Below are 20,831 nucleotides of genomic sequence, written 5' to 3' on the forward strand. Positions count from 1 at the left end.
GCCGCCTCCGCAACACCCTCCGCGTCCCGCGCCGCCGGCCCTCCCCACCGACCCCGCCGGATGCGAGCCCGCTCCCGTTCCCCATCCCGATCGTGCGCCCGACCCAGTGCCTGCACCTGCACCTGCCCCCGCGCCTGTTCCGGCGCCTGCTGCCCTTCGCTGCGCCCGTCCTGCGCCTCTTGCGAGTCGTACCGCACGTAGTCCTCCCCGGCCGGGTGGGCAGGCCGGCACCGACCGGCGGGCGGCACTGCCCGGGACGTTCATGGCCTTGCCACCGGCAGCCGATCGCGACTGCGCGTGACGAAGCCCGCTCGTACCGCATCATGCGCCGGCCGCTTGGTGAAAGGCCAGACGCCCTACACGGCTGATTCGACCCAAATGTGACGCCCTATCACATGCCCTGCGCAGGCTACGGAACCGCCCCGGCCGAGGCCATTGGCAAGGCTTGACGAAGTCCAGACGCGACCCGCTGAAATTCGTCACGACCCAGGGGGTTCGCAAGCGCCGCGAATCGCGTACCTTATCGGCCATGACCTCGGCTCGCGCCTATGACGGCGGCATCTACTCGCCGTATTCGGAGACCCCGATCTACGACCGGCTGGTGGCCGAACGGGGCCGGCCGGAGATCGGCCCCTTCAACCTCCCCATGCCGGACTTCGCCATGCACCCGCTCTTCGGCGAACGACCGGCGCTCCCCGCCCTCCCGGCCCTCCCGTCCTCGTACTCGTCGCCCGCTCCGGCCTACGGCGCGTCGGCCCCGGGCTACGGCTACAACACGCCGGCCCCGATGCCCTCGCTGCCCGCCCCGCTGCCGGTGCCGGCGCAATACGGCGGCGGTTCCCCGCAGTACGGCGGCGGTCAGTACAACAACGCGCACCTGTCGGGCTACGCGTCGATGGCCCCGGCTGCGCCGCAGGCACCTCAGCAGGCCGTGCACCAGGCGCCGCAGCCCGGCGCCGGGCAGTACGCCGCGCAGTACGTGCAGCCGCCCCAGGTCCCGACGCCGCGCGTGCCGAACATGGGTGAGCCGGGCCAGTTCCCGCCTCGCTACTGATTCGCGCACCGGCCGTAGGACACTGCCGGTCGAGTACCCGAGCCGTACGTACTCGACGACTCGCGCGGATCCGACCCGTCGCCACGTGCACGAGTCGGGAATCGCGTCGAGCATCGAGTCGCTCCACCGCACGTCGTGTGGCACCTCCCGAACAGGGCGGCGTCGCACCGATCCCCCGCCGGCCTCCCCCGGACCGGCGTGAAAAAGTGAACGCATGCACCACCTCGCCTCCTTGCACGTGTATCCGATCAAGTCCGCACGCGGTATCGACCTCTCCGAGGCCGTGGTCGAACCCTGGGGTCTTGCCGACGACCGGCGTTGGATGCTCGTGGACGAGACCGGACGGTTCGTCAGCCAGCGCAAGCAGCCACTGCTCGCGACCGTGACGGTACGTCAGGAGGCGGACGGGCGACTCGCCGTAAGCGCGCCCTCGATGGACGAACTGTGGATCGAGCCGACTGCCGAGGTCCGGCTCGTCCCGGTGACCGTCTGGAACGACGAACTCGAGGCCGCTGTCGGTCCGGACGACGCGCACACGTGGTTCGGAAAGCTGCTGGGCATCGACGTCCGACTGGTCCATCTCGACGACCCGACCCGACGAACGCCCGATCAGCGCTTCGCGGATGCATCCGATCGGGTGAGTTTCGCGGACGGATTTCCGCTGCTGCTGACCACGAAGGGTTCACTCGAAGCACTGAACACCGTCATGGACTCGCAGCTGCCGATGAACCGCTTCCGCCCCAACGTCGTCATCGACGGACCCGAAGGCTGGGCCGAGGACAACTGGCGCCGAGTCCGAATCGGCGACGTCATCTTCCGTGTGGTCAAGCCGTGTTCGCGTTGCGTGATCACCACGACCGACCAACACACCGGCGCCCGTGGCCCAGAGCCGCTCAAGTCCCTCGGGAAACACCGTCGATTCGGCAACAAGCTCATTTTCGGCCAGAACCTGATCCCCGAACTCTCCCCGAACACCAAGGCCATCCTCCACGTCGGCGCCCTCGTCGAGGTCCTCGAAACCAACTGACCCACCCACGAGCACTCGACGCCCGGCAGGCGAGACCACCCGACACCGGAAACGCGCATCGACTGGGATGGGCCAACATCACGACCGGCCCGGCTCGGCTTCCGCACGTCCATTCGAGGTCAGGCCAGACATCGCTCGGCGAACTGACCGCGTACGGAGGGGCATCTTGCCGGCGGGCCCGGTCCGTGCGCGCCGTTGGGTGAAGACGGCAGTGGGGCGGCGGCGTTCGGACCGCTCCGACGAAAGTCCGCCCACGGCACACCACCGCGCCACACGCAACCATCCCCTCCGAGCCGACGCCGGCAGGAACGACCGGATGGTACGGAGGCGCGAGTTCGGGTGTCATCGGCCTCGCGGCTTGGCGCCGACGGAGGGCAAGCGGCCCGCGGCCGGTGACCCCGGGGTCGGACGGCCGGGCGCCCGGCGGCGACGCATCGTTTCGCGCCGGGTAGCGCAACGCCCGCGGCTCAAGCGGGTGACGGCTCCTCAGCCCGGCAAGGTACCCCCGTACGACTTGGCCATCCATCGCCGTGCCGGCGCGCGGAGGTGGCCATTCGGCGAGCGCGCTGGTCGTAAGTCGCACCCACCGTAAGGACGTCCGTCCAGCTCGATCGTCAGGACAGGCCCGGTGCCGATGGGTGCTCTTATCGCCCAAGAGGTCCACGACGGGAGGGCAGCCGATGAGCCGGACTCGACGAACGTCCAACGGCGAGTGGACGCCACGCTTCGCCGCTGCGGGCGGCGGCAGATATCGGCACGCGAGGGGCGCCGGCCCGGCGGGCGGCCGGCGGTCAACGGAGGAGGCCGCGAGGTGGCACGCAGCGGTGTCGCCGCGATCGACACAAGCGAACCGCCATTCGGTGTCCGGCATATCGCCACCGTGGACGGCACCTCCTCACCTGATGGAGCACCGACGCACCCCCTTCAGCACACCGGATCCGCCCGCCCGACCCCGCACCGGCAGCAACGCCCGCGCGCCCGCGCAGGAGAGTTCAGTCCAAACAAAGCACGTCCACACCCGGCCGAGCGGCGACAACCGGCTACCCATGCGCGGGCGGCCGTACGCCCGCCCGTCGAGCCGTCACACACGCCACCGCTCGACGCAGGGCTGACGTGCACGCGGTATCACGTAGCCATCCATCGACACACGAAGGCAACTGCGGGACAGGGATGTTCGACGCGCGGGCGACCGTCCGTCCCCCGGCCCTCCGTCGCACGCCCCGCCCGCCCGCACGCCCGGCCGTCACGTCCGGCAGCGGGAAGCTGAGCCGTCGTCGGACAAGGCCGTCGGCCGGCCGGGGCCCATGGTGGGCCCGCCAACCGACGCATAACCCTACCCATCGCCCCACCCACGCCGGTTCGACGTCAGGGCCACCGGCGCGCACAGCCGGGTGACACCTGCCTCGTCCGCCCCTGCGCCCACAGCGCCTTGCTACACCGCCGTGCCGTACCGCCACTTGGCGCACTACCGTCACCCGCGCGGGCGGCTCCTCCCGCGCGCCTCGATCCAGCGCCGTTCCGGGTCGCCCCGCGCCGGGCACGCTGAATCCCCCACTACCTCGGACCGTCCGGCACGTTCCTGCCGGGTGAGGGGACACGACCACATGGCCACCGTCACGTTCGACCGCGCCACCCGTCGGTACACCAAGGGCGACAGGCCCGCCGTCGACAACCTCTCGCTCGAAATCGGCGACGGGGAATTCCTGGTCCTGGTCGGCCCGTCCGGCTCCGGCAAGAGCACCGCTCTCCGCATGCTCGCGGGCCTGGAGGACGTGAACTCCGGCGCGATCCGAATCGGCGACCGGGACGTCACGAACCTCGAACCCAAAGAGCGCGACATCGCGATGGTGTTCCAGAATTACGCGCTCTACCCGCACATGACGGTGGCCGAGAACATGGCCTTCGCGCTCAAGATCGCACATCAATCCAAGGACGAGATCGCCCGGCGGGTCGCCGAGGCCGCGAAGATCCTCGACCTCACCGAGTACCTCGATCGCAAGCCGAAGGCCCTCTCCGGCGGCCAGCGGCAACGCGTCGCGATGGGCCGCGCGATCGTACGCGAGCCCCGCGTATTCCTGATGGATGAACCCCTGTCCAACCTCGACGCCAAGCTCCGCGTCCAGACCCGCATCCAAATCGCGGGTCTACAAAGGCGGTTGGGTACCACGACGGTTTACGTGACGCACGATCAGGTCGAGGCGATGACCATGGGCGACCGCGTCGCCGTACTGAAGGACGGCATCCTCCAGCAGGTCGCGACACCACGCCAGATGTACGAGCGCCCGATCAACGTATTCGTCGCCGGCTTCATCGGCTCACCATCGATGAACCTGATCGACACCGAACTGACCGAGGGCGGCATCCGTTTCGGCGACGTCCTGGTCCCGCTCACCCGCGAAGCGCAGGCCACCACCCGAGCCGAGAACGCCGAGCGAATCACGGTCGGCATCCGTCCCGAACACCTCGAGGTCACCTCGGGCACGGATGCGCGCGGCTTGGCCATCACGGTCGACGTCGTCGAGGAACTCGGCTCCGACGCCTACGTATACGGCACCGCCCAGGTCGGCGGCACGCCCACCACACTGGTCGTCCGTGTCGCCGGCGCCAATGTTCCCCAAAAGGGCGAGACCCTGCACCTCACCCCTCGCGCCGACGAGATCCACAAGTTCTCGAAGTCCACGGGCGAACGCCTCACCGACTGAACCGACTTCTTCCCCACCCGGCCCCTGCCCGCATCTTTTCCGACCCCTTCCCGCATCCGCCCCGGCGCCTTCTCGCACCGGCCGGTCCGCCCGTCAACCCGGCCCCGCGTCCGAGCCGCCGTCCCGCACGGCCCGGACGCGGGTTCACGGATGTGTGCTCAGCCCGCCGCCTCGCGCAATGCCTGCTGGAGGTGGGTGGTGCGCAGACGGGTCGGGTCGGCGGCGACCGCGGCAGCGAGTGCGGGGCCGGCCGCGTGCACGATCGAGACGTGGCGTTCGCCTCGGGTGACAAGCGTGTACATGAGGGCCCGGGTGTAGGCGTCGGCACCTTCGGCGGGGAGTACGACGACTGCCGCCGGGCGGCGGATGCCAAGGGATTGACGGGCCGTCAAGGCCCAGCCGTGACGCAGCTCGGCTCGCCGAACGGCCTCCGGAGCGGCCGTGCCGAAGGCCACCACCACCCGGCCGTCGGGAAGCGCCTCGCGGACAATTCCCTGAACCACACCGCCACTTGCGTCGGGCATGGCCCGAATCACGCAGTCCCCGACGTCGATCGCACCGGTCACGCCGTCGCCGGACACAGCGGAACTCCCCGCCCCAGGGCCGGTTTCCCGACCGGGGTTGAGCCTGACCTTGAGCGCGGCGTTCAGCGCCGTCGCGCCGGCGGGACCGGTCGCAAGGGGAGCGACCACGAGTACATCCCGGGCCGCGATCCCGATCGCCCGCGGAATCGAGTCGGCGACCAGCTGCGCGCACCGATGGGCTGCCTCCTCGCCGCTGTGGGCGGGGATCAGAACGACGCGGCGTTCGGGATCCTGGATCGGAGGCAGCCGGCCGTCCCGAATGCCGTCGGCGAGCGCCGCCGGCGGATCGTCGGGAACCGTCGGAGCAACCAGGGCGCGGATCGCACCGGTGGCCGCAAGGTCGGTGAACACCCGTCCCGGACCCGTCGATTCGAGGCCGGCCGGGTCGCCGGCCAACAGGATCCTGGCACCGTCGGGTACGGCCTCGAAGATCGCGGCGGCGGCGGTGACGTCGAGCAGCGTCGCGTCGGTGACGACGAGGAGGTCGAGTTCGAGGGTGCCGTCCGGGCCGCGCTCCATCGCGGCCAGTTCCCGGAGTCCGACCGCACCCGCGCCGAGTCGGTCCCGGCCGTCGATGGTCGGTGCGACAACGGCTACCCGCAATCCGGCGTTCCGAGCGTTCGCGGCGACGGTCAGAACCGCAGCCGGCGGTTCCTCGCCGGGGCCCGCGGCGTACAGAAGGACGCCGTTCGTACCCAGCGCGCGATCGAGCTTGGTGTCGCCGGTCTCCGGCCACGGTTCGACCGTGGACATCAGCCGGACGACCGCTTCGGCAATAGCCTCCTCGGCGAGGGCGTAATCGTCCAGGGCGAGCAAAACGCCGCCCACGGCGGCGAGTTCGTCGGGTTCTTCGAAGCCTTCATCGAAATCGGCATCGAAGTCGTCGGCGGGTTCACTGATTTCGTCGAAGTCGCCGTCAGCGTCCGCAAGCCCCGCCGGCGCTGCGGCGAAAGCCATCACACGGCCCTCGGCGAGTATGGCCCGCAGCGCGGTATCGGGGTCGCCGACCTCGAAGTGCGCGAGCGCCGCCCGGGCGGCATCGGCCTCGATCGCGGTATCGCCCTGTCGAGCGGCCCGCCGCAGCAGCCACAACACGATCGCGCGCACCCGTCGAGGATCGTCGGCGATCCATCCGGCGCCGAGCGCCCCACGGGCAAACAGGTCGGCCTGCTGAGGGGCGATCCCGGGCACCGCGAGCAGTGCCCACGGATCGGCCGCCAACGTCTCTGCGGCCTCGCTGCCCAGCGCAGTGGCCACCTGCGGCGCCATCCGCTCGGGCGCCCCTGATGCCGCCAAGAGCCGGGCGACGTCGGCAACGACTGCGGCGAAGGGCCGCCGAGCCGGGTCGGGTAGCGGCGGCGGCGCCGGCGCTGTTTTCGCCGCACCTGCTGCGGATCTCGCGGTCGCAACTACCTCCGCGGCGCCTCCGATTCCGGGCCCTACCCAACCACCATCGCCGGCAATGTTGTCGCGACGCGAACTCGACCGACCAGTTCCGCCCCCCGAAGCCGGGCCGGCGTGCGCCTCCGCCCCACTCCCTGGTTGCCACCGCTCTCCACTCAGAGCACCGCTCTCCCGCCCCGGCCTTCCTCCGCTCTCGCTGGTCCCCGAATCACCGAGAGCACCGCTCTCGCTATCCGGCATCGGCACCGCGCCGCCGGCACCCGACTGTTCGAGAGCATCGCTCTCCGTTTTCGGATCGGGCATTGCGTCTGGCTGTGGCGCGTCGCTAACACCGCCTCGACCGTCGAGAGCGCTGCTCTCGATCTTTGGCTCGAATTCGTCCCGCTCGCTGCCCGAGACGGCGAGAGCGGTGCTCTCGGCTTCTCGACTCGGGACCGAACCGGTTTCGATCGCATCCGCGTGAGCACTGCTCTCGTTTTCCGAGATTGCCTCAGAAGCGGATGAAGCTTCGAGAGCGGTGCTCTCGGGGTCCGGGCTCGATGTCACTACCGAGCGGTTTCGGTCGGCGAGAGCACTGCTCTCAACATCGGGCTTCGACTCACCGCGATCAGCCGCCGAATTGTCGAGAGCAGTGCTCTCAGGGTGGCGGGCTTGCACTTCGGCAGATTCGCCACCAGCTAGCGAGGCCGGTGTTGCACCAGCAATTTCCGACGAGGCGAGAGCAGTGCTCTCGGCAAGGGGGCCCTGCGCCTCACCCGGTCCGTCGCCGGCGGCGGGTGGCGAAGGTGGGCCTGCGGCATCCGAAGCGGCGAGAGCAGTGCTCTCGGTTCTTCCGGTCTGCGTCCCACCGGATTCATCGCCGACAGGTGCGGCCATCGCTGCCTTCGCGACATCAGAAGAGGTGAGAGCGGTGCTCTCGGCGAGGCGACCCTGCGCCTCACCCGGACCGTCGACAGCGGCCGGGGACAGAGATGCGCTCGCGGCGTCCGAGGCAGCGAGAGCGGTGCTCTCGGTGGTTCCGTTTCGCGCCGCGCTCTGGTCGTTGTCGGCGGGTGGGGCCGCAGGTGGATTTGGGGCGCTCTCAGGGGCGAGAGCGGTGCTCTCGGCGGCGTGATTTGGCACTGCGGTGGGGGTGTTGTCCGTGGTTGAGGCTGTGGGTGAAGGGTTGTGAGTGGTGGCCTCGGTGTGTGCGGTTGGTGGCAGTTCGACGTCGCGCATCGGGCGGGAGTGGAGAGCGGTGCTCTCTTCGTTGGTCGACGATGCGTTGGTGGCGTTCTCCTCGCGCGCGGCGGTTTCGGCGGCGGCGAGGGCTGCCGCTTCGGCGGCTTCGGCGGCCAACGCGCTACGTCTGCGGGCGCGCTCGGCGCCGTCCCCGTGTGGGGTATCGATGTGGTCGACGCCGCCGACGACTGTCGGGGCTTCGCCGCGCGCCAGTCTTGCGAGTTGATCGCGTAGGAGGGCCACCGGATCAGGCTTCGGACGAGCCTCGGGGGCATCAGGGGCATGGGCCGAGGCGGCCTCCGGGTTCGTGAGCGCGGAGTCAACGGTCTGGGACGTTCCCTCGCCGCCGGATCGGCCTTCGGTCTCGCCTCGTTCATCGGCCTTGGACTCGACGGCGTCCTGCGGGCCGCTTTCCATGTCGCCGTCGCTCATGCCGACACCACCTGCACCACCAACGCCACCCGTACCCACGTCAACCACACCCGACCCAAACTCGTTCGCTCGAACGCCCCGAAGCACCACCGGCCACGCCGGCATCACCGGCCCGCACCGGGATCGATGATCCCAAACTGCCTCACCCCACCCTCCCGCCGCTCCGAAGGCCCGGCCCGACACGTACGAATCCACCGGACGCTCGGCCGCCACCTCGACTGGTCAAGACCATGGTCGGGACCGCCGACGCCTCAGCAACGTACCTACGGTCTACCTCACGCGCGGGACGCACCCGGCCTCCGATCCAGGCGAGGCAGCCCTTCGGGGTGGACCCCCGTTCCGCCGACGGCCGAACCTTCGTCCCTGGCGCCGGGCCCTCCCCGGGCGACGAACCGGGCCGCCCTCCGCCCCGGCGCCCCGCCCCGACGTCGCCGACGCCGACGCCGATACCGACGCCGACGCCGACGCCGACGCCGACGAAAGCAGCCAAGCCTGATGCCACCCGCGTTTCAAATGGCCCGCCACCACACACATCAACACGCCCGCGCCCGCGCCACCTCGCCTCAGCGAAGCCGAAACGCACCTCAACCCCGCTCCTCCAGCCATCCCCGACCACCGCCGCCATTCCAAGTCCGGCTCTCGCCGAACGTGCCCCGTCCGACCCAGCCCAGTTGCCGAACCACCCGGCCACCCCCGTGCTGACGTGCGCCGTCCGACGCAGCCCAAACCAGCCCAGACGCGGAACCCCGAGCCGGCATGCGCCGTTCGACGCAGCCCGGCCCGGCCTCGCCCCATACCGGCCGCCCGCGCAGGCCGGCGTCGATCGAACCCCGCTCTCGCCGGCGCGCCCCGTCCGACCCAGCCCAACCCCCGAACCACCGGGCCACCCCGCGCCGGCATGCGCCGCCCGACGCAGCCCGGCCCGGATCCGGGACCCCGGGCCGCCGTGCGCCGTCCGACACAGCCCAGCCGGGACCCGTACCGGTCGCCTCGCGCCGGCCGGCGTCGATCGAGCCCGGCTCTCGCCGGCATGCGCCGTCCGACACAGCCCAGCCCTGACCCGGAACCCCGGGCCGGAGTGCGCCGTCCGACACAGCCCGGCCCGGCCCAGCCCGGATTCGGAACCCCGGGCCGCCGTGCGACACAGCCCGGCCCGGACCCGTACCGGCCGCCTCGCGCAGGCCGGCGTCGATCGAACCCCGCTCTCGCCGGCGCGCCCCGTCACACCCAGCCCCAGCCCGGACTCAGGCCACCCCGGGCCGGCGTGCCCGTCCGACCCGGCCCAGGCCGGCCTCGCCCCGTACCGGCCGCCGCGTGAGCCGGCGTCGGTGTCGATGGCGGCTGTGGTTGGTGGGGGTGGTTTGGTGGGGTTAGGCCTGGCTCCAGGTGTGGTCGGGGTAGCCGGTCATGGGTTGGGAGACGTCTTCGAGGGCGGAGCGGATTTCGGTGGGGAGGACGACTGCTTCGGCGGCCAGGGAGGCGCGGAGTTGGGTGGCGTTGCGGGCGCCGACGATCGGGGCGACGACGCCGGGGCGGTCGCGGACCCAGGACAGGGCTACCTCGATGGGGGCGGCGCCCAGGCCGTCGGCGGCGGTGGCGAGAGCGTCGACGATGCGGCGGGAGTGGTCGTCGAGGTAGGGGGCGACGAAGGGGCCCATGTGGGCGGAGGCGCCTCGGGAGTCGGCGGGCATGGCGTGGCGGTACTTGCCGGTCAGGACGCCTCGGCCGAGGGGCGACCACGGGAGCAGGCCGACGCCCAAGTCGAGAGCGGCCGGCAGGACCTCGCGTTCGATGCCGCGTTGGAGCAGGGAGTACTCCATCTGGGTGCTGGCCACGACCACCCGGCCCGGGGCGGCGGACTGCCAGGTGGCCGCCTTCGCGAGTTGCCAGCCGCAGAAGTTGGAGACGCCGACGTATCGGGCCCGGCCGCTGGTGACCGCGAGGTCGAGTGCGTGCAGGGTTTCCTCGAGCGGCGTCGACGGGTCGTACGCGTGCAGTTGCCACAGGTCGACGTGGTCGGTGCCGAGGCGGGCCAGCGAGTGGTCGAGGGCTTGGAGCAGGTGTCCGCGCGACCCGTCGAAGCGGCGTTCGCTGTACGGCACGCTCGCGGCCTTGGTGGCGATGACCAGCTCCGAGCGCGGGATGTACCCGTCCAGGAGTCGGCCGATCATGTACTCGGCCTCGCCGTCCGCGTACACGTCGGCGGTGTCCACGAGGTTGCCGCCGGCGTCCAGATATGCCTTCATCTGGTCGGCCGCGTCGTGCTCGTCCGTGTCTCGTCCCCACGTCATGGTGCCCAGGCCCATGCGGGAGACCCGCAGGCCGGTGCGGCCGAGATGTCGCTGCTCCATGGCACCGGAGACTAGCCGTTCCCTCCCCCGCGCCGCCGTTGGCGGGGCCGTTCGGCGGTATGCCGGCCGAGTAGGTTACCGGCTGGTAGCTCACACGATATGGTCGGCCGAGACGAGCTGCTCGGCTTGCCCGGATCGTCCGGTGATTCGGCCGTGATCCGGGCGGTAATCGTCCGGTGATTCGGGCGGGGATCGTCCGGTGATTCGGGCGGTGATCGTCCGGTGATTCGGGCGGGGATCGTCCGGTGATTCGTCCGTTGATCCGGGCGGTGATCGTCCGTTGATTCGGTCGGTGACCGGTGGCGATCCAGGAGTGATCGGGATGGTGATCCGGCCGGTGTCGCGAGGGCTGGATGCGTCCAGGGCCCGCTCGATGCCGGACGGTACGCCGTCCGGGTATCAGTCGGGAAACGGTCGACAACGAGCAGCAACAAGCGAAACCGAGCGGCAACGAACACCGCGACGTCAATACGAAAGCAACCGAACGCCGCCCAGGCGTGAGAGAGACGTCGGACAGACGTCGAACAGGGGGTCCGCGAATATGCGACTCGGTATCAACCTCGGCTACTTCGGTGCCGGCAACGACGCCGACAACCTGGCGGTGGCCCAGGAGGCCGACCGTCTCGACTACGCGGTCTGCTGGGCCGCGGAGGCCTACGGATCGGACGCGGCCACGGTGTTGTCCTGGGTCGCCGCGCAGACCACCCGGATCGATGTCGGCTCGGCGATCTTCCAGATCCCGGCCCGGACGCCCACCATGACCGCGATGACCGCCGCGACCCTGGATGTACTCTCCAACGGCCGGTTCCGACTCGGGCTGGGCGTGTCCGGGCCGCAGGTGTCCGAGGGCTGGTACGGGGTCAAGTTCGACAAACCGCTCGCGCGCACCCGCGAGTACGTCGAGGTGATCCGGAAGGCGATGCGCCGCGAGCGGGTCGACCACCAGGGCGCCAACTGGACGCTGCCGCTGCCCGGCGGCCCGGGCAAGCCGCTCAAGCTCACCGTGCACCCGGTACGCGAGCACATCCCGCTGTACATCGCGGCCGTGGGCCCGAAGAACCTCGAACTCAGCGGCGAGATCGCCGACGGCTGGCTCGGCGTCTTCTACGCGCCGGAGCACGCCGAGGAGTCGCTCAAGCACATCCGCGCGGGCCGGGAGAAGGCCGGCGCGTCGATGGCCGACTTCGACGTCGTGCCCACCGTTCCGCTCGTGGTCGGCGACGACCCGCGGCAGGCCGCCGACCAGGTACGCGGTTATGCCGCGCTGTACGTGGGCGGGATGGGCAGCCGAGACCAGAACTTCTACAACCGGCTCGCGGTCCGGATGGGCTACGAGGCCGAGGCCAAGGAGATCCAGGACAAGTTCCTGGCCAAGGACTACTCGGGCGCCGGCGCGGCCGTCCCGTACGACTTCATCGACAAGACCAGCCTGCTCGGTGGCAAGGAGCGGATCGCGGAGCGGATGCAGGCGTACGCCGATACGGGTGTCACGACGCTGACGATCGCGCCGAACGGCAACACGCTCGACGAGCGGATCGCGGCGCTGCGGCTCGCGGCGGAGGCGTTGGAGTTGTCGGGCACGGGGTCCTGAGGCGAGCGACCTACGGGTCTTGGGAGCTTCGGGCGCCTTGGGCGCCTTGGGCACCTTGGGTGCTTTATGTACTTCAGCGACCTATACGTCTTGCGTGACTCTCTCTACGTCTTGCGTGACTTCGGCGACTCGGTGACGTCGGCGACTCGGTGAAGTCGGTGACTTGGTGACGTCGGTGATTTCGGCGACTTGGGCGACTCGGTGTCCTGGCTCCGCGCCTGCCCCGGCGGGGACGGCCCCCGGTCGATGGCGCGAGCCGGGTCGAGTAGCGCCGGTCGGTTCGAGTACCCCGGCGGCGGGTTCCGCGATGTGGGACCCGCCGCCTACCGGTGCGTCGTGCGCACTCGTCAGCGCGGGCCGGGGACGCGCGCCGCGATCACCTCGGCGAATTCCAGAAGGCGGCGGATCTGGCCCGGGCCGCCGTCCTCCAGCGACTTGCTGAACCGGTAGGCCTCCTGCCGGAAGCGGCCGGTGGACGCGCCGTCCTCGCCGCGCACGGTGGCGATCTCCTGGAGGGTCGGCGTGGCCAGGAACACGAACGCGCCGCGCAACTGCCGCCGTCCGTCGGTGTCGGTGCCCACCAGGGTCCGTATCCCGACGTGCGACACCGAGCCGAGCGGAATCACCTGCACGGAGGAGTCCAGCACCGTGCCACCGGGGGCGGACGGGTCGGTCATGTCCTCGCTGTGCCAGAGCACGAGCCGCCGGTCGTCGCAGACTGCGGCCTCCTGCCATACCGAGGTGCCGTTCGCGTTGATGTCCACGACCCGTTCGAGGGTGAACCCGCGCACCGGACGCCGGCCGAGCACCGAGCCCAGTGCCTCCATCGCCACGTCCGGGTGCAGCAGGTAGGACCGCACCGCGTCCTCGAGCTGGGTATGCGAGGACCAGTCGGCCCCGGCGGCTCCGGCCCCCGGAACCTGGGCCGGGCGCGTCCCCGATGTGCGCTGCCTGCCCGACTTGCCGAACATCCCCACCTGCTTCCGCCGCGTCTGTACAAGCAGAAGCCTACGAGAGTCCGGCGTGGGCGGCGCCAGGGTCCACCGCTTGATCGATCACAGAACGAAATCAGGCCGCGGCGGGGGAGTCCAGTGCGTCCCCGCCACGGCCGGTACAGAGGTCAACGACCGTACGCGGCAAAGGACACGAGCGATGGGCATGGGGCGGGAGAGCGGGGCGGGAGCGCGAGGCGACGCGGCGGGGCCGGGCCCGGTGGGTGAGGCGGGTGAGGCGGGTGCGTTGATGGCGGTGGATGCGCCGGCTGTGGCGGGTTCGTTGGCCGTGGTGTGTTCGTTGGCCGGGGCGGGTGCGCCGGTGTGGCCGGTTTGTTGGCTGTGGCCGGTTTGTTGGCTGTGGCCGGTTCGTTGGCTGTGGCGAGTCCTTTGTTACAGCCATCCGCTCTTGCGGAACATCCGGTGCAGTACGAAGCATGAGGCCACCATCAGGGTGACCGCGCCCGGGTAGCCCCACACCGATCCGAGTTCCGGCATGTGGTCGAAGTTCATGCCGTACACGCCGGCGATCATCGTCGGTACGGCGAAGATCGCCGCCCATGCGGAGATCTTGCGCATGTCCTCGTTCTGCCGGACGCCCACCTGCGCGAGGTGCGCGCCGAGTACGTCGGACAACAAGCGGTCGAAGGACTCGATCTGTTCGGTGACCCTGGTCACATGGTCGGCCACGTCCCGGAAGAACGGCCGGGTCTCGGGGGGTACGAAGGCGACCTCCACCGTGGCCAGTTTCCGTATCGGCTCGATCAGAGGCAGCGCGGCGCGCCGGCACTCCAGGACCTCGCGCTTGAGCAGGTAGATGCGTTCGGCGTCGTTCTCGCGGCTGGGCGAGAAGACCCGCGCCTCCAGTTCCTCGAGGTCGGTCTCGAGTTCGCCGGCGATGGCCAGGTACGCGTCCACCACGGCGTCGGCAACCGCGTACATCACCGCGCCCGGGCCGTGCTTGAGCAGTTCGGGCTGCTTCTCGACTCGGCGACGGACCGACTTCAGCTCCGCACCCGGCCCATGACGCACCGTCACCACGAACGAGTCGCCGACGAACATCATCAGTTCCCCGGTCTCCACGGAGGAGGTCTCGTCGTAGTAGTGCAAGGTCTTGAGCACGAGAAAGATCGAATCGTCGTATGTCTCCAGCTTTGGCCGCTGATGCGCGTGCAGCGCGTCCTCGACGGCGAGCGGGTGCAGCCCGAACTCGCTGGTCACCAGATCGAACTCGCTCGGCGTCGGCTCGTGCAACCCGATCCACAGGAACGAGTCACCGACCCGCCGAGCCTCGTCCAAGGCATCCGAGAAGTCGGCGGGGCCTTCGGTCCGGCGGCCGTTGGTGTAAATGGCGCAGTCGACGATCACTGGGGCATTTTAGTTGTGACGGCTGCGGTGTCGGCTCGCGAGGCCGGATTTTGTGTGGGGAGGGCTGAGTCGGGGCGGTGTGGGGAGAGGTGGGTCGCGGGGGTGACGGGCCGGAAGGCCCGAGTCGCAAGGGTGACGGGCCGGAAGACCCGAGCCGCAAGAGTGACGGGCCGGAAGACCCGAGTCGCGGAGACAGCGGGCCGACGCGCCAGAGTCGTGTCCCGTGGCGTTGCTGCTTGTTGGGCGACTTCGTCGCCGGCTCGCGAGGCACCGCCTTTTTTCTCTCCCCCGCTTCGCTCCTCCGAGAAAAAAGGCGGCGCCTCGCTCGGGGCTTCGTGTCCCTCCGCTTCGCTCCGGGGCACGAAGCCCAAGCTTGCGGCTCCGCCGCTCTCCGCGCTTCGCGCGTCGATCACTGGGGTGGGCCGGGGTCGGGGGCGCTGACGCGCCAAGGTGCGGGCGGGTTCGGCGGCCTGGGGGAGGCCCGGGTCGGGCTCGTGGCCGGGGTGCCTGCCGTCGGTCGGGCGTGCCGGGGGCTGTTGGGTGGGCCGGCCCTATCCACCTCCAGGCCCACGCCCGCGGCTCGGGGCCGCCCCGAACCCTTGGCCCACGCTGCGCCTCGGGGTCTCTGCCCCCGTCCCGGATCCCCGTCACGCGCCCCGGGTTCCCGCCCCGCACCCCCGCTCCGCGGCCTCGCGCCGCGGCCGCGTCGCAGCCGGCCGGCGGAAGGGGCGGATTCCGGGGGCGCATAGGGTTGGGGGTATGACGACGGTGCTCTTTGTGCGGCACGGGCGGACCACGGCGAACTCCTCTGGGGTGTTGGCCGGTTGGACGCCGGGGGTGTTCCTGGACGATCGGGGCGAGGAACAGGCCGCGGCGTTGGGTCGGCGGATTGCCGAGGTGCCGCTCGCGGCGGTGGTGACCAGTCCGTTGGAGCGGTGTCGGCAGACGTCCGAGGCGGTGTTGTCGGCCCGGGCCGGCACCAAGTTCGCGTTGGACACCGGTGCGCAGGTGGACGAGCGGGTCGGCGAGTGTCGGTACGGCGACTGGACCGGGCGGGAGCTGAGGAAGCTCGCCGAGGAACCGCTGTGGAAGACCGTGCAGATGCATCCGAGTGCGGTCACCTTCCCCGGCGCGGGGGGCGAGGCCCTGCGCACCACGCAGGCCCGGGCCGTGGACGCCGTCCGGGAGTGGAACGAGCGGATCGCCGCCGAGCACGGGGCGGACGCGATGTACCTGGTCTGCTCGCACGGCGACGTGATCAAGGCCCTGGTCGCGGACGCGCTCGGGATGCACCTGGACCTGTTCCAGCGCATCCAGGTCGACCCGTGCTCGCTCACGGTGATCACGTACGGCGCACACCGACCGAGCGTCGGACGGCTCAACGACACCGGCGGCTCGGTGGCCGGGCTGCTGTCGGCGCCGGACGGTCGGCACGCGCCCGCGTCGGGTGACGCGGTGGTGGGCGGCGGAGCCGGCGCGCCGTAGGGTGCTTGGGAGGGCGCACTCCCCCCGCGCGCCCTCGCCCGACCCGGACCGCCCCCGCCGGGGCGGGATCATTCGGGCAAGATCGAACCCGTGGAAACGGGCAGGATCATCCGGGAATACCACTTCGGATCCGGCGGATATAACCGTGCGGGACCCGGATAGGCCGGATGAACGGATACGACCGGGTAGGACACCGGTCCGCGCCACACCAGCTCCACCGCCATCCCATCGACAGACGACTTCCGAGACAGACCAGCCCCGAGACCGCCACCCACCCCGTCCCGCTCTCGACAGAAACACGGAGCAGCTCGTGCCCCGCCAGGTCTTCCTGTACGACCCCCCGGAGCGGTTCGTCGCCGGCACCGTAGGTGAGCCCGGCCAGCGAACCTTCTTCCTTCAGGCCTCCGCCGCCGGCCGCGTGACCAGCGTCGCCCTGGAGAAGACCCAGGTGTCCGTACTGGCCGAACGCGTCGACGAATTGCTCGACGAGCTGGTTCGCCGCACCGGCGGCGAAACCGCCGTGCCGGCCGTGACGCCGACCGAACTCGAGGACTCCGGCCCGCTGTTGCCGCCGATCCTGGAGGAGTTCCGGGTCGGCACGATGGCGCTCGCGTGGGATGCCGACGACGAGCGTCTCGTGGTCGAGGCGCAGGCCCAGGTCCCCGACGACGACGCCCCCGAGGACACCCTGCTCGGCGATGACGACGACGAGGACGGGCCGCCGTTGCTGCGGGTCCGGCTCACCGGTGGTCAGGCCCGGGCGTTCGCCAAGCGCGCGCTGCTCGTGGTCGCGGCGGGCCGCCCGTCGTGCCCGTTCTGCGGGCTGCCGATGGATCCCGAGGGCCACATCTGCCCGCGCGCCAACGGGTATCGGCGTTGACCACGGTCCTCGACGCCGCCGCCGTCCCGGAGCTGTTGCGCCGGGGCGAGCTGACGGTGCAGGCGCGCCTGGAGGACGCCTCCAACGCGACGCTGTACTGCGTGGCCACGCTCGACGGGGTGTCGCTGCCCTGCGTGTGGAAGCCGGTCGCGGGCGAGCGGCCGCTGTGGGACTTCCCCGACGGCACGTTGGCGGGGCGCGAGATGGCCGCGTACGAGGTGTCCGAGGCGCTCGGCTGGAACATCGTGCCGACCACCGTGTTGCGCGAGGGTCCGTACGGCACGGGCATGTGCCAGGTGTGGATCGACCACAAGCCCGCCGACGACGAGCCGGAACCGGTGGCGATCCTGCCCGCCGTGGACCCGGGCCCGGCCTGGAAGCCGATCGCGCACGTGGTCGTCCCGGACGAACACGGCAAGGAGCAGCCCGCGCTGCTCGTGCACGCCGCCGCCGACGCACTGCGTCGGATCGCCGTCTTCGACGCGGTGATCAACAACGCCGACCGCAAGGGCGGCCACCTGCTGCCCGGCCCCGACGGGCACGTGTACGGGATCGACCACGGCATCTGCTTCCACGTCGAGGACAAGCTGCGCACGCTGCTGTGGGGCTGGGCCGGCGAACCGCTGGCGGCCGACGCGCACGCGGCGCTGACGTCGCTGTCGGCCGAGTTGGCGGGTTCGCTCGGTGCCCGCCTGGGTGAGTTGATTACGCCGGACGAGGTGACCGCGACCCGCGAACGGGTGAGAGTTCTGCTCGCCGACGGCCGGCTTCCGAAGCCGGATGGTCGCCGGCATGTGATCCCGTGGCCGCCGATCTAGCGTGATCGCCGATCCGACCGCGGCCGGCTCCGGGCTCGGTCCCCGGCTCGGGCGGGGCTCGGATCCCGGTTCGGCGAAGACGTCCGAGGGGACGACGAAGTCGGAGGGGACGACGAGACGGCGTCCTGGATCGGAGCGTCGGACGACGAGACGGTGTCCTCGACCCGAGCGCCGGGCGACGACGCGGTCCCCGACCGGGGCGTTGGGCGAAGACGCGGAAAATTGGTCCGTCAACCCTGGAAGATCTTCCACCCCTGCGGACGTTAGTCTCATACGTATGTATGCCTGGCCTGCACCCGAGCTCCCCGTTCTCCCTGGTCAGGGTGCGTCCCTGCGCGTGTACGACAGCTCCGTGCGCGATCATGTGACGATCACCCCGGGACCGGTCGCGCGGCTGTACGTGTGCGGCATCACCCCGTACGACGCAACCCACATGGGGCATGCCGCGACCTATGTCGCGTTCGACCTGCTCCAGCGCGTCTGGCGGGACGCCGGCCTCGAAGTCGACTACGTGCAGAACGTCACCGACGTCGACGACCCGCTCCTGGAGCGGGCCGAGCGGGACGGGATCGACTGGGTCGAGCTGGCTCAGCGCGAGACCACGCTGTTCCGTGAGGACATGGCGTCGTTGCGGGTGCTCCCGCCCGCCAACTACATCGGCGTGGTCGAGGCGATCCCGCTGATCGTGCCGCTGATCGAGGATCTGATCGCGAAGGACGCGGCCTACTCGGTGGATGGCGACATCTACTTCTCGATCGTTTCCGACCAACGCTTCGGCGGAGTTTCCGGCTACACCGCCGCCCGAATGCTGGAGATCTTCGGCGAGCGCGGCGGCGATCCGGAGCGGGCGGGCAAGAAGGACCCGCTCGACCCGCTGCTGTGGCGCGCGGCCCGGCCCGGCGAGCCGTCCTGGGACGCGTCGTTCGGCGCGGGCCGGCCAGGTTGGCACATCGAGTGTGTGGCGATCGCGCTCAAGTACCTGGGCATGGGCTTCGACGTGCAGGGGGGCGGCAGCGACCTGGTCTTCCCGCATCACGAGATGGGCGCGTCGCACGCGCACGTGGTCACCGGCGAGGTGCCGTACGCGAAGGCCTACGTACACGCCGGCATGGTCGCGCTCGACGGCGAGAAGATGTCCAAGTCGCGCGGCAACCTGGTGTTCGTCTCCAAGCTGCGCCGCGAGGGCGTGGACCCGATGGCCATCCGCCTGGTCCTGCTGGCCCACCACTACCGCAGCGACTGGGAGTGGACCGACGAGGTCCTGGCGGACGCCACCACCCGGCTCGCCACGTGGCGCGCGGCGGTCGGCCGTCCGGACGGGCCGGACACCACCGAACTGCTCGCCGGCATCCGCGAACGCATGGCCGACGACCTGGACGCCCCCGGCGCACTGGCCGCGATGGACGCGTGGGCGGCCCGGCAACTCGCCGAGGGCGGCGACGACATGTCCGCTCCGGGCGTGGCCTCTCGCGCCCTGGACGCGATCCTCGGCGTGGCCCTCTGACCCTCGGGCCACCCGCCCGAAGGCGCAGCGAGCGCCGACCCCCGACGCTCGACCCGACGCCTCGCCTCGGTCGAACACCGCCACGATCGCCGGTCGCCGTCCCCGGGCCGGCCACAACCGGCCCGACCACCGCACGACCGAAGCCCCGAGCACCACGAAGGCCCCGACCGGCAGTGCCCGGTCGGGGCCTTCGGGTGCGGCGAGCCGGGTGATCCCGGCTCCTCGCGGCGGACGTCGAACAGGTACCGCTCCGGCCGGCCACACCCCCGCGACGGCCGACCGGAACGGCTCCTCGTCCACGACCCCAGCAGATCACGCGGGCCGGTCCCGGCACTTCAGGGGAAGCCCTCACATTCCGAGAAGTGGGTGAGGGGTACCCGAGGGAGTCCGGGGCGGCCGACCGCGATCCGGGGTCGGACCGGACCCGATCGGGCCCGGTCACGCCGTCGACGACAGACGACGGACGCGGATGACCGATGTGACGGACGACAGGTGGTCACGCCTCCATCAGCAGGTATTGCCGCACGTCCAGGTAGCCGGACCGGAAACCGGCCTCGGACCAGGACAGATACAGGTTCCACATGCGCCGGAACACATGGTCGAAGCCCAACGAATCGACCTCGTCCGCGCGCCGGTTGAAGCGCTCGCGCCACAGCCGCAACGTCTCGGCGTAGTGCGGGCCGTACGACCTGCTGTCGGCGACCCGCAGCCGGGTGGCCGAAGTCGCCTTGCGGACCGCGTCGTCGGAGGGGATCAGGCCGCCGGGGAAGATGTACTTGTGGATCCAGGTGTACGTGTCACGGCTGGCCACCATCCGGTCGTGCGGCATCGTGATCGACTGGAGCGCGACCCGTCCGCCCGGGGCGAGCCGTCGCTCCAGCACGCCGAAGTAGATCGGCCAGTACTCCTCCCCCACCGCCTCGATCATCTCCACGCTGACGATCGCGTCGTAGCTGCCGCCCACCCGGCGGTAGTCGCACAGTTCCACCTCGACCCGGTCCGCGAAACCGGCCCGGGCGATCCGCTCGATCGCCAGGTCGCGCTGCTCGGCCGAGATCGTGATGGTGTGCACGTACGCGCCGCGTTCGGCCGCGCGCAGGGCCAACCCGCCCCAGCCGGTGCCGATTTCCAGGACCCGGGTGCCCCGGCCCACGTTCGCGAGGTCGAGCAGGCGGTCGATCTTGCGGTGCTGGGCCGCGGTCAGCGCGTCCTCCTCGGCCCTGGGTCCGCCGTCCGCGCCCTGCTCGAACACCGCCGACGAATAGGCCATCGTCTCGTCCAGGAAGGTCGCGAACAGCTCGTTCGACAGGTCGTAGTGCCGACGGATGTTGCGCTTCGCGCCCGAGACGGTGTTGCGCTGCGAGCGGGGCGACCGGGGGACCACCACCGGGCGAAGTCGCTGGAGCGCGGGCGGGATC

13 protein-coding genes are annotated in these 20,831 nt (G+C 70.8%); 8 read left to right on the plus strand and 5 right to left on the minus strand.

Features of this window, described 5'->3' with window-relative positions:
- Window positions 1-529: 529 nt before the first annotated feature.
- From ACIRL2_RS18460 to ACIRL2_RS18470, 3 genes are all read left to right on the plus strand, one after another.
- A complete protein-coding gene (locus tag ACIRL2_RS18460; RefSeq protein ID WP_395863511.1) occupies window positions 530-1,054 on the plus strand; it encodes a DUF6643 family protein in 525 nt (174 codons plus the stop codon).
- 214 nt (window positions 1,055-1,268) lie between these two features.
- Window positions 1,269-2,081, plus strand: a complete 813-nt coding sequence (locus ACIRL2_RS18465) for an MOSC domain-containing protein (protein ID WP_402233281.1) — start codon at window positions 1,269-1,271, stop codon at window positions 2,079-2,081.
- 1,604 nt (window positions 2,082-3,685) lie between these two features.
- Window positions 3,686-4,783: an ABC transporter ATP-binding protein gene (locus tag ACIRL2_RS18470; RefSeq protein WP_395863508.1), complete on the plus strand. Its 1,098-nt coding sequence runs from the start codon at window positions 3,686-3,688 to the stop codon at window positions 4,781-4,783.
- A gap of 158 nt (window positions 4,784-4,941) precedes the next feature.
- Here ACIRL2_RS18470 and ACIRL2_RS18475 read toward each other — a convergent pair whose 3' ends face one another.
- Both ACIRL2_RS18475 and ACIRL2_RS18480 read right to left on the minus strand, forming a co-directional pair.
- Window positions 4,942-8,424 carry a helix-hairpin-helix domain-containing protein gene (locus ACIRL2_RS18475; protein WP_402233285.1) on the minus strand — a complete coding sequence of 1,161 codons (3,483 nt, stop codon included), beginning with the start codon at window positions 8,422-8,424 and terminating at the stop codon, window positions 4,942-4,944.
- A gap of 1,370 nt (window positions 8,425-9,794) precedes the next feature.
- Entirely contained in the window at window positions 9,795-10,775 is a 981-nt protein-coding gene (locus ACIRL2_RS18480; RefSeq protein WP_395863504.1) for an aldo/keto reductase, read from the minus strand.
- 541 nt (window positions 10,776-11,316) lie between these two features.
- Between ACIRL2_RS18480 and ACIRL2_RS18485 the strand changes: the two genes are divergently transcribed.
- Window positions 11,317-12,366, plus strand: coding sequence for an LLM class F420-dependent oxidoreductase (locus ACIRL2_RS18485; RefSeq protein ID WP_402233287.1), 1,050 nt, complete (start codon window positions 11,317-11,319; stop codon window positions 12,364-12,366).
- Between the two features lie 347 nt (window positions 12,367-12,713).
- Here ACIRL2_RS18485 and ACIRL2_RS18490 read toward each other — a convergent pair whose 3' ends face one another.
- Together ACIRL2_RS18490 and corA are read right to left on the minus strand one after the other, a co-directional pair.
- The gene (locus tag ACIRL2_RS18490; protein ID WP_395863500.1) at window positions 12,714-13,337 is read right to left on the minus strand and encodes a hypothetical protein; all 624 of its coding nucleotides are present in this window, start codon (window positions 13,335-13,337) and stop codon (window positions 12,714-12,716) included.
- Between the two features lie 414 nt (window positions 13,338-13,751).
- Entirely contained in the window at window positions 13,752-14,726 is a 975-nt protein-coding gene (gene corA / locus ACIRL2_RS18495) for a magnesium/cobalt transporter CorA (protein ID WP_395863498.1), read from the minus strand.
- A 759-nt stretch (window positions 14,727-15,485) separates the two neighbouring features.
- Here corA and ACIRL2_RS18500 point away from each other — a divergent pair.
- The 4 genes from ACIRL2_RS18500 to mshC all read left to right on the plus strand — a co-directional run bounded on the left by ACIRL2_RS18500 (window position 15,486) and on the right by mshC (window position 19,413).
- Window positions 15,486-16,211, plus strand: a complete 726-nt coding sequence (locus tag ACIRL2_RS18500) for a histidine phosphatase family protein (protein ID WP_402233291.1) — start codon at window positions 15,486-15,488, stop codon at window positions 16,209-16,211.
- A gap of 310 nt (window positions 16,212-16,521) precedes the next feature.
- Window positions 16,522-17,091 (plus strand): DUF3090 domain-containing protein, encoded by a 570-nt coding sequence (locus ACIRL2_RS18505; protein ID WP_395863494.1) that lies wholly within the window; start codon window positions 16,522-16,524, stop codon window positions 17,089-17,091.
- Entirely contained in the window at window positions 17,061-17,909 is an 849-nt protein-coding gene (locus ACIRL2_RS18510; protein ID WP_402233322.1) for an SCO1664 family protein, read from the plus strand. Before ACIRL2_RS18505 ends, ACIRL2_RS18510 begins: the two co-directional genes overlap by 31 nt.
- 277 nt (window positions 17,910-18,186) lie before the next feature.
- Window positions 18,187-19,413, plus strand: a complete 1,227-nt coding sequence (gene mshC / locus ACIRL2_RS18515) for a cysteine--1-D-myo-inosityl 2-amino-2-deoxy-alpha-D-glucopyranoside ligase (RefSeq protein ID WP_395863492.1) — start codon at window positions 18,187-18,189, stop codon at window positions 19,411-19,413.
- Window positions 19,414-19,909: 496 nt separating this feature from the next.
- Here the strand turns inward: mshC and ACIRL2_RS18520 are convergent.
- The coding region (locus tag ACIRL2_RS18520; RefSeq protein WP_402233295.1) for a class I SAM-dependent methyltransferase at window positions 19,910-20,831 on the minus strand (922 nt) is incomplete at its 5' end.

Source organism: Embleya sp. NPDC127516 (assembly GCF_044765325.1).
Classification (GTDB): Bacteria; Actinomycetota; Actinomycetes; order Streptomycetales; family Streptomycetaceae; genus Embleya.

What these genes read in the sequence shown, in the direction of transcription:
- ACIRL2_RS18460 (WP_395863511.1), top strand. Translation starts at nt 530, where the DNA reads ATGACCTCGGCTCGCGCCTATGACGGCGGCATCTACTCGCCGTATTCG.
- ACIRL2_RS18465 (WP_402233281.1), top strand. Translation starts at nt 1,269, where the DNA reads ATGCACCACCTCGCCTCCTTGCACGTGTATCCGATCAAGTCCGCACGC.
- ACIRL2_RS18470 (WP_395863508.1), top strand. Translation starts at nt 3,686, where the DNA reads ATGGCCACCGTCACGTTCGACCGCGCCACCCGTCGGTACACCAAGGGC.
- ACIRL2_RS18475 (WP_402233285.1), bottom strand. Translation starts at nt 8,424, where the DNA reads ATGAGCGACGGCGACATGGAAAGCGGCCCGCAGGACGCCGTCGAGTCC.
- ACIRL2_RS18480 (WP_395863504.1), bottom strand. Translation starts at nt 10,775, where the DNA reads ATGGAGCAGCGACATCTCGGCCGCACCGGCCTGCGGGTCTCCCGCATG.
- ACIRL2_RS18485 (WP_402233287.1), top strand. Translation starts at nt 11,317, where the DNA reads ATGCGACTCGGTATCAACCTCGGCTACTTCGGTGCCGGCAACGACGCC.
- ACIRL2_RS18490 (WP_395863500.1), bottom strand. Translation starts at nt 13,337, where the DNA reads ATGTTCGGCAAGTCGGGCAGGCAGCGCACATCGGGGACGCGCCCGGCC.
- ACIRL2_RS18500 (WP_402233291.1), top strand. Translation starts at nt 15,486, where the DNA reads ATGACGACGGTGCTCTTTGTGCGGCACGGGCGGACCACGGCGAACTCC.
- mshC (WP_395863492.1), top strand. Translation starts at nt 18,187, where the DNA reads ATGTATGCCTGGCCTGCACCCGAGCTCCCCGTTCTCCCTGGTCAGGGT.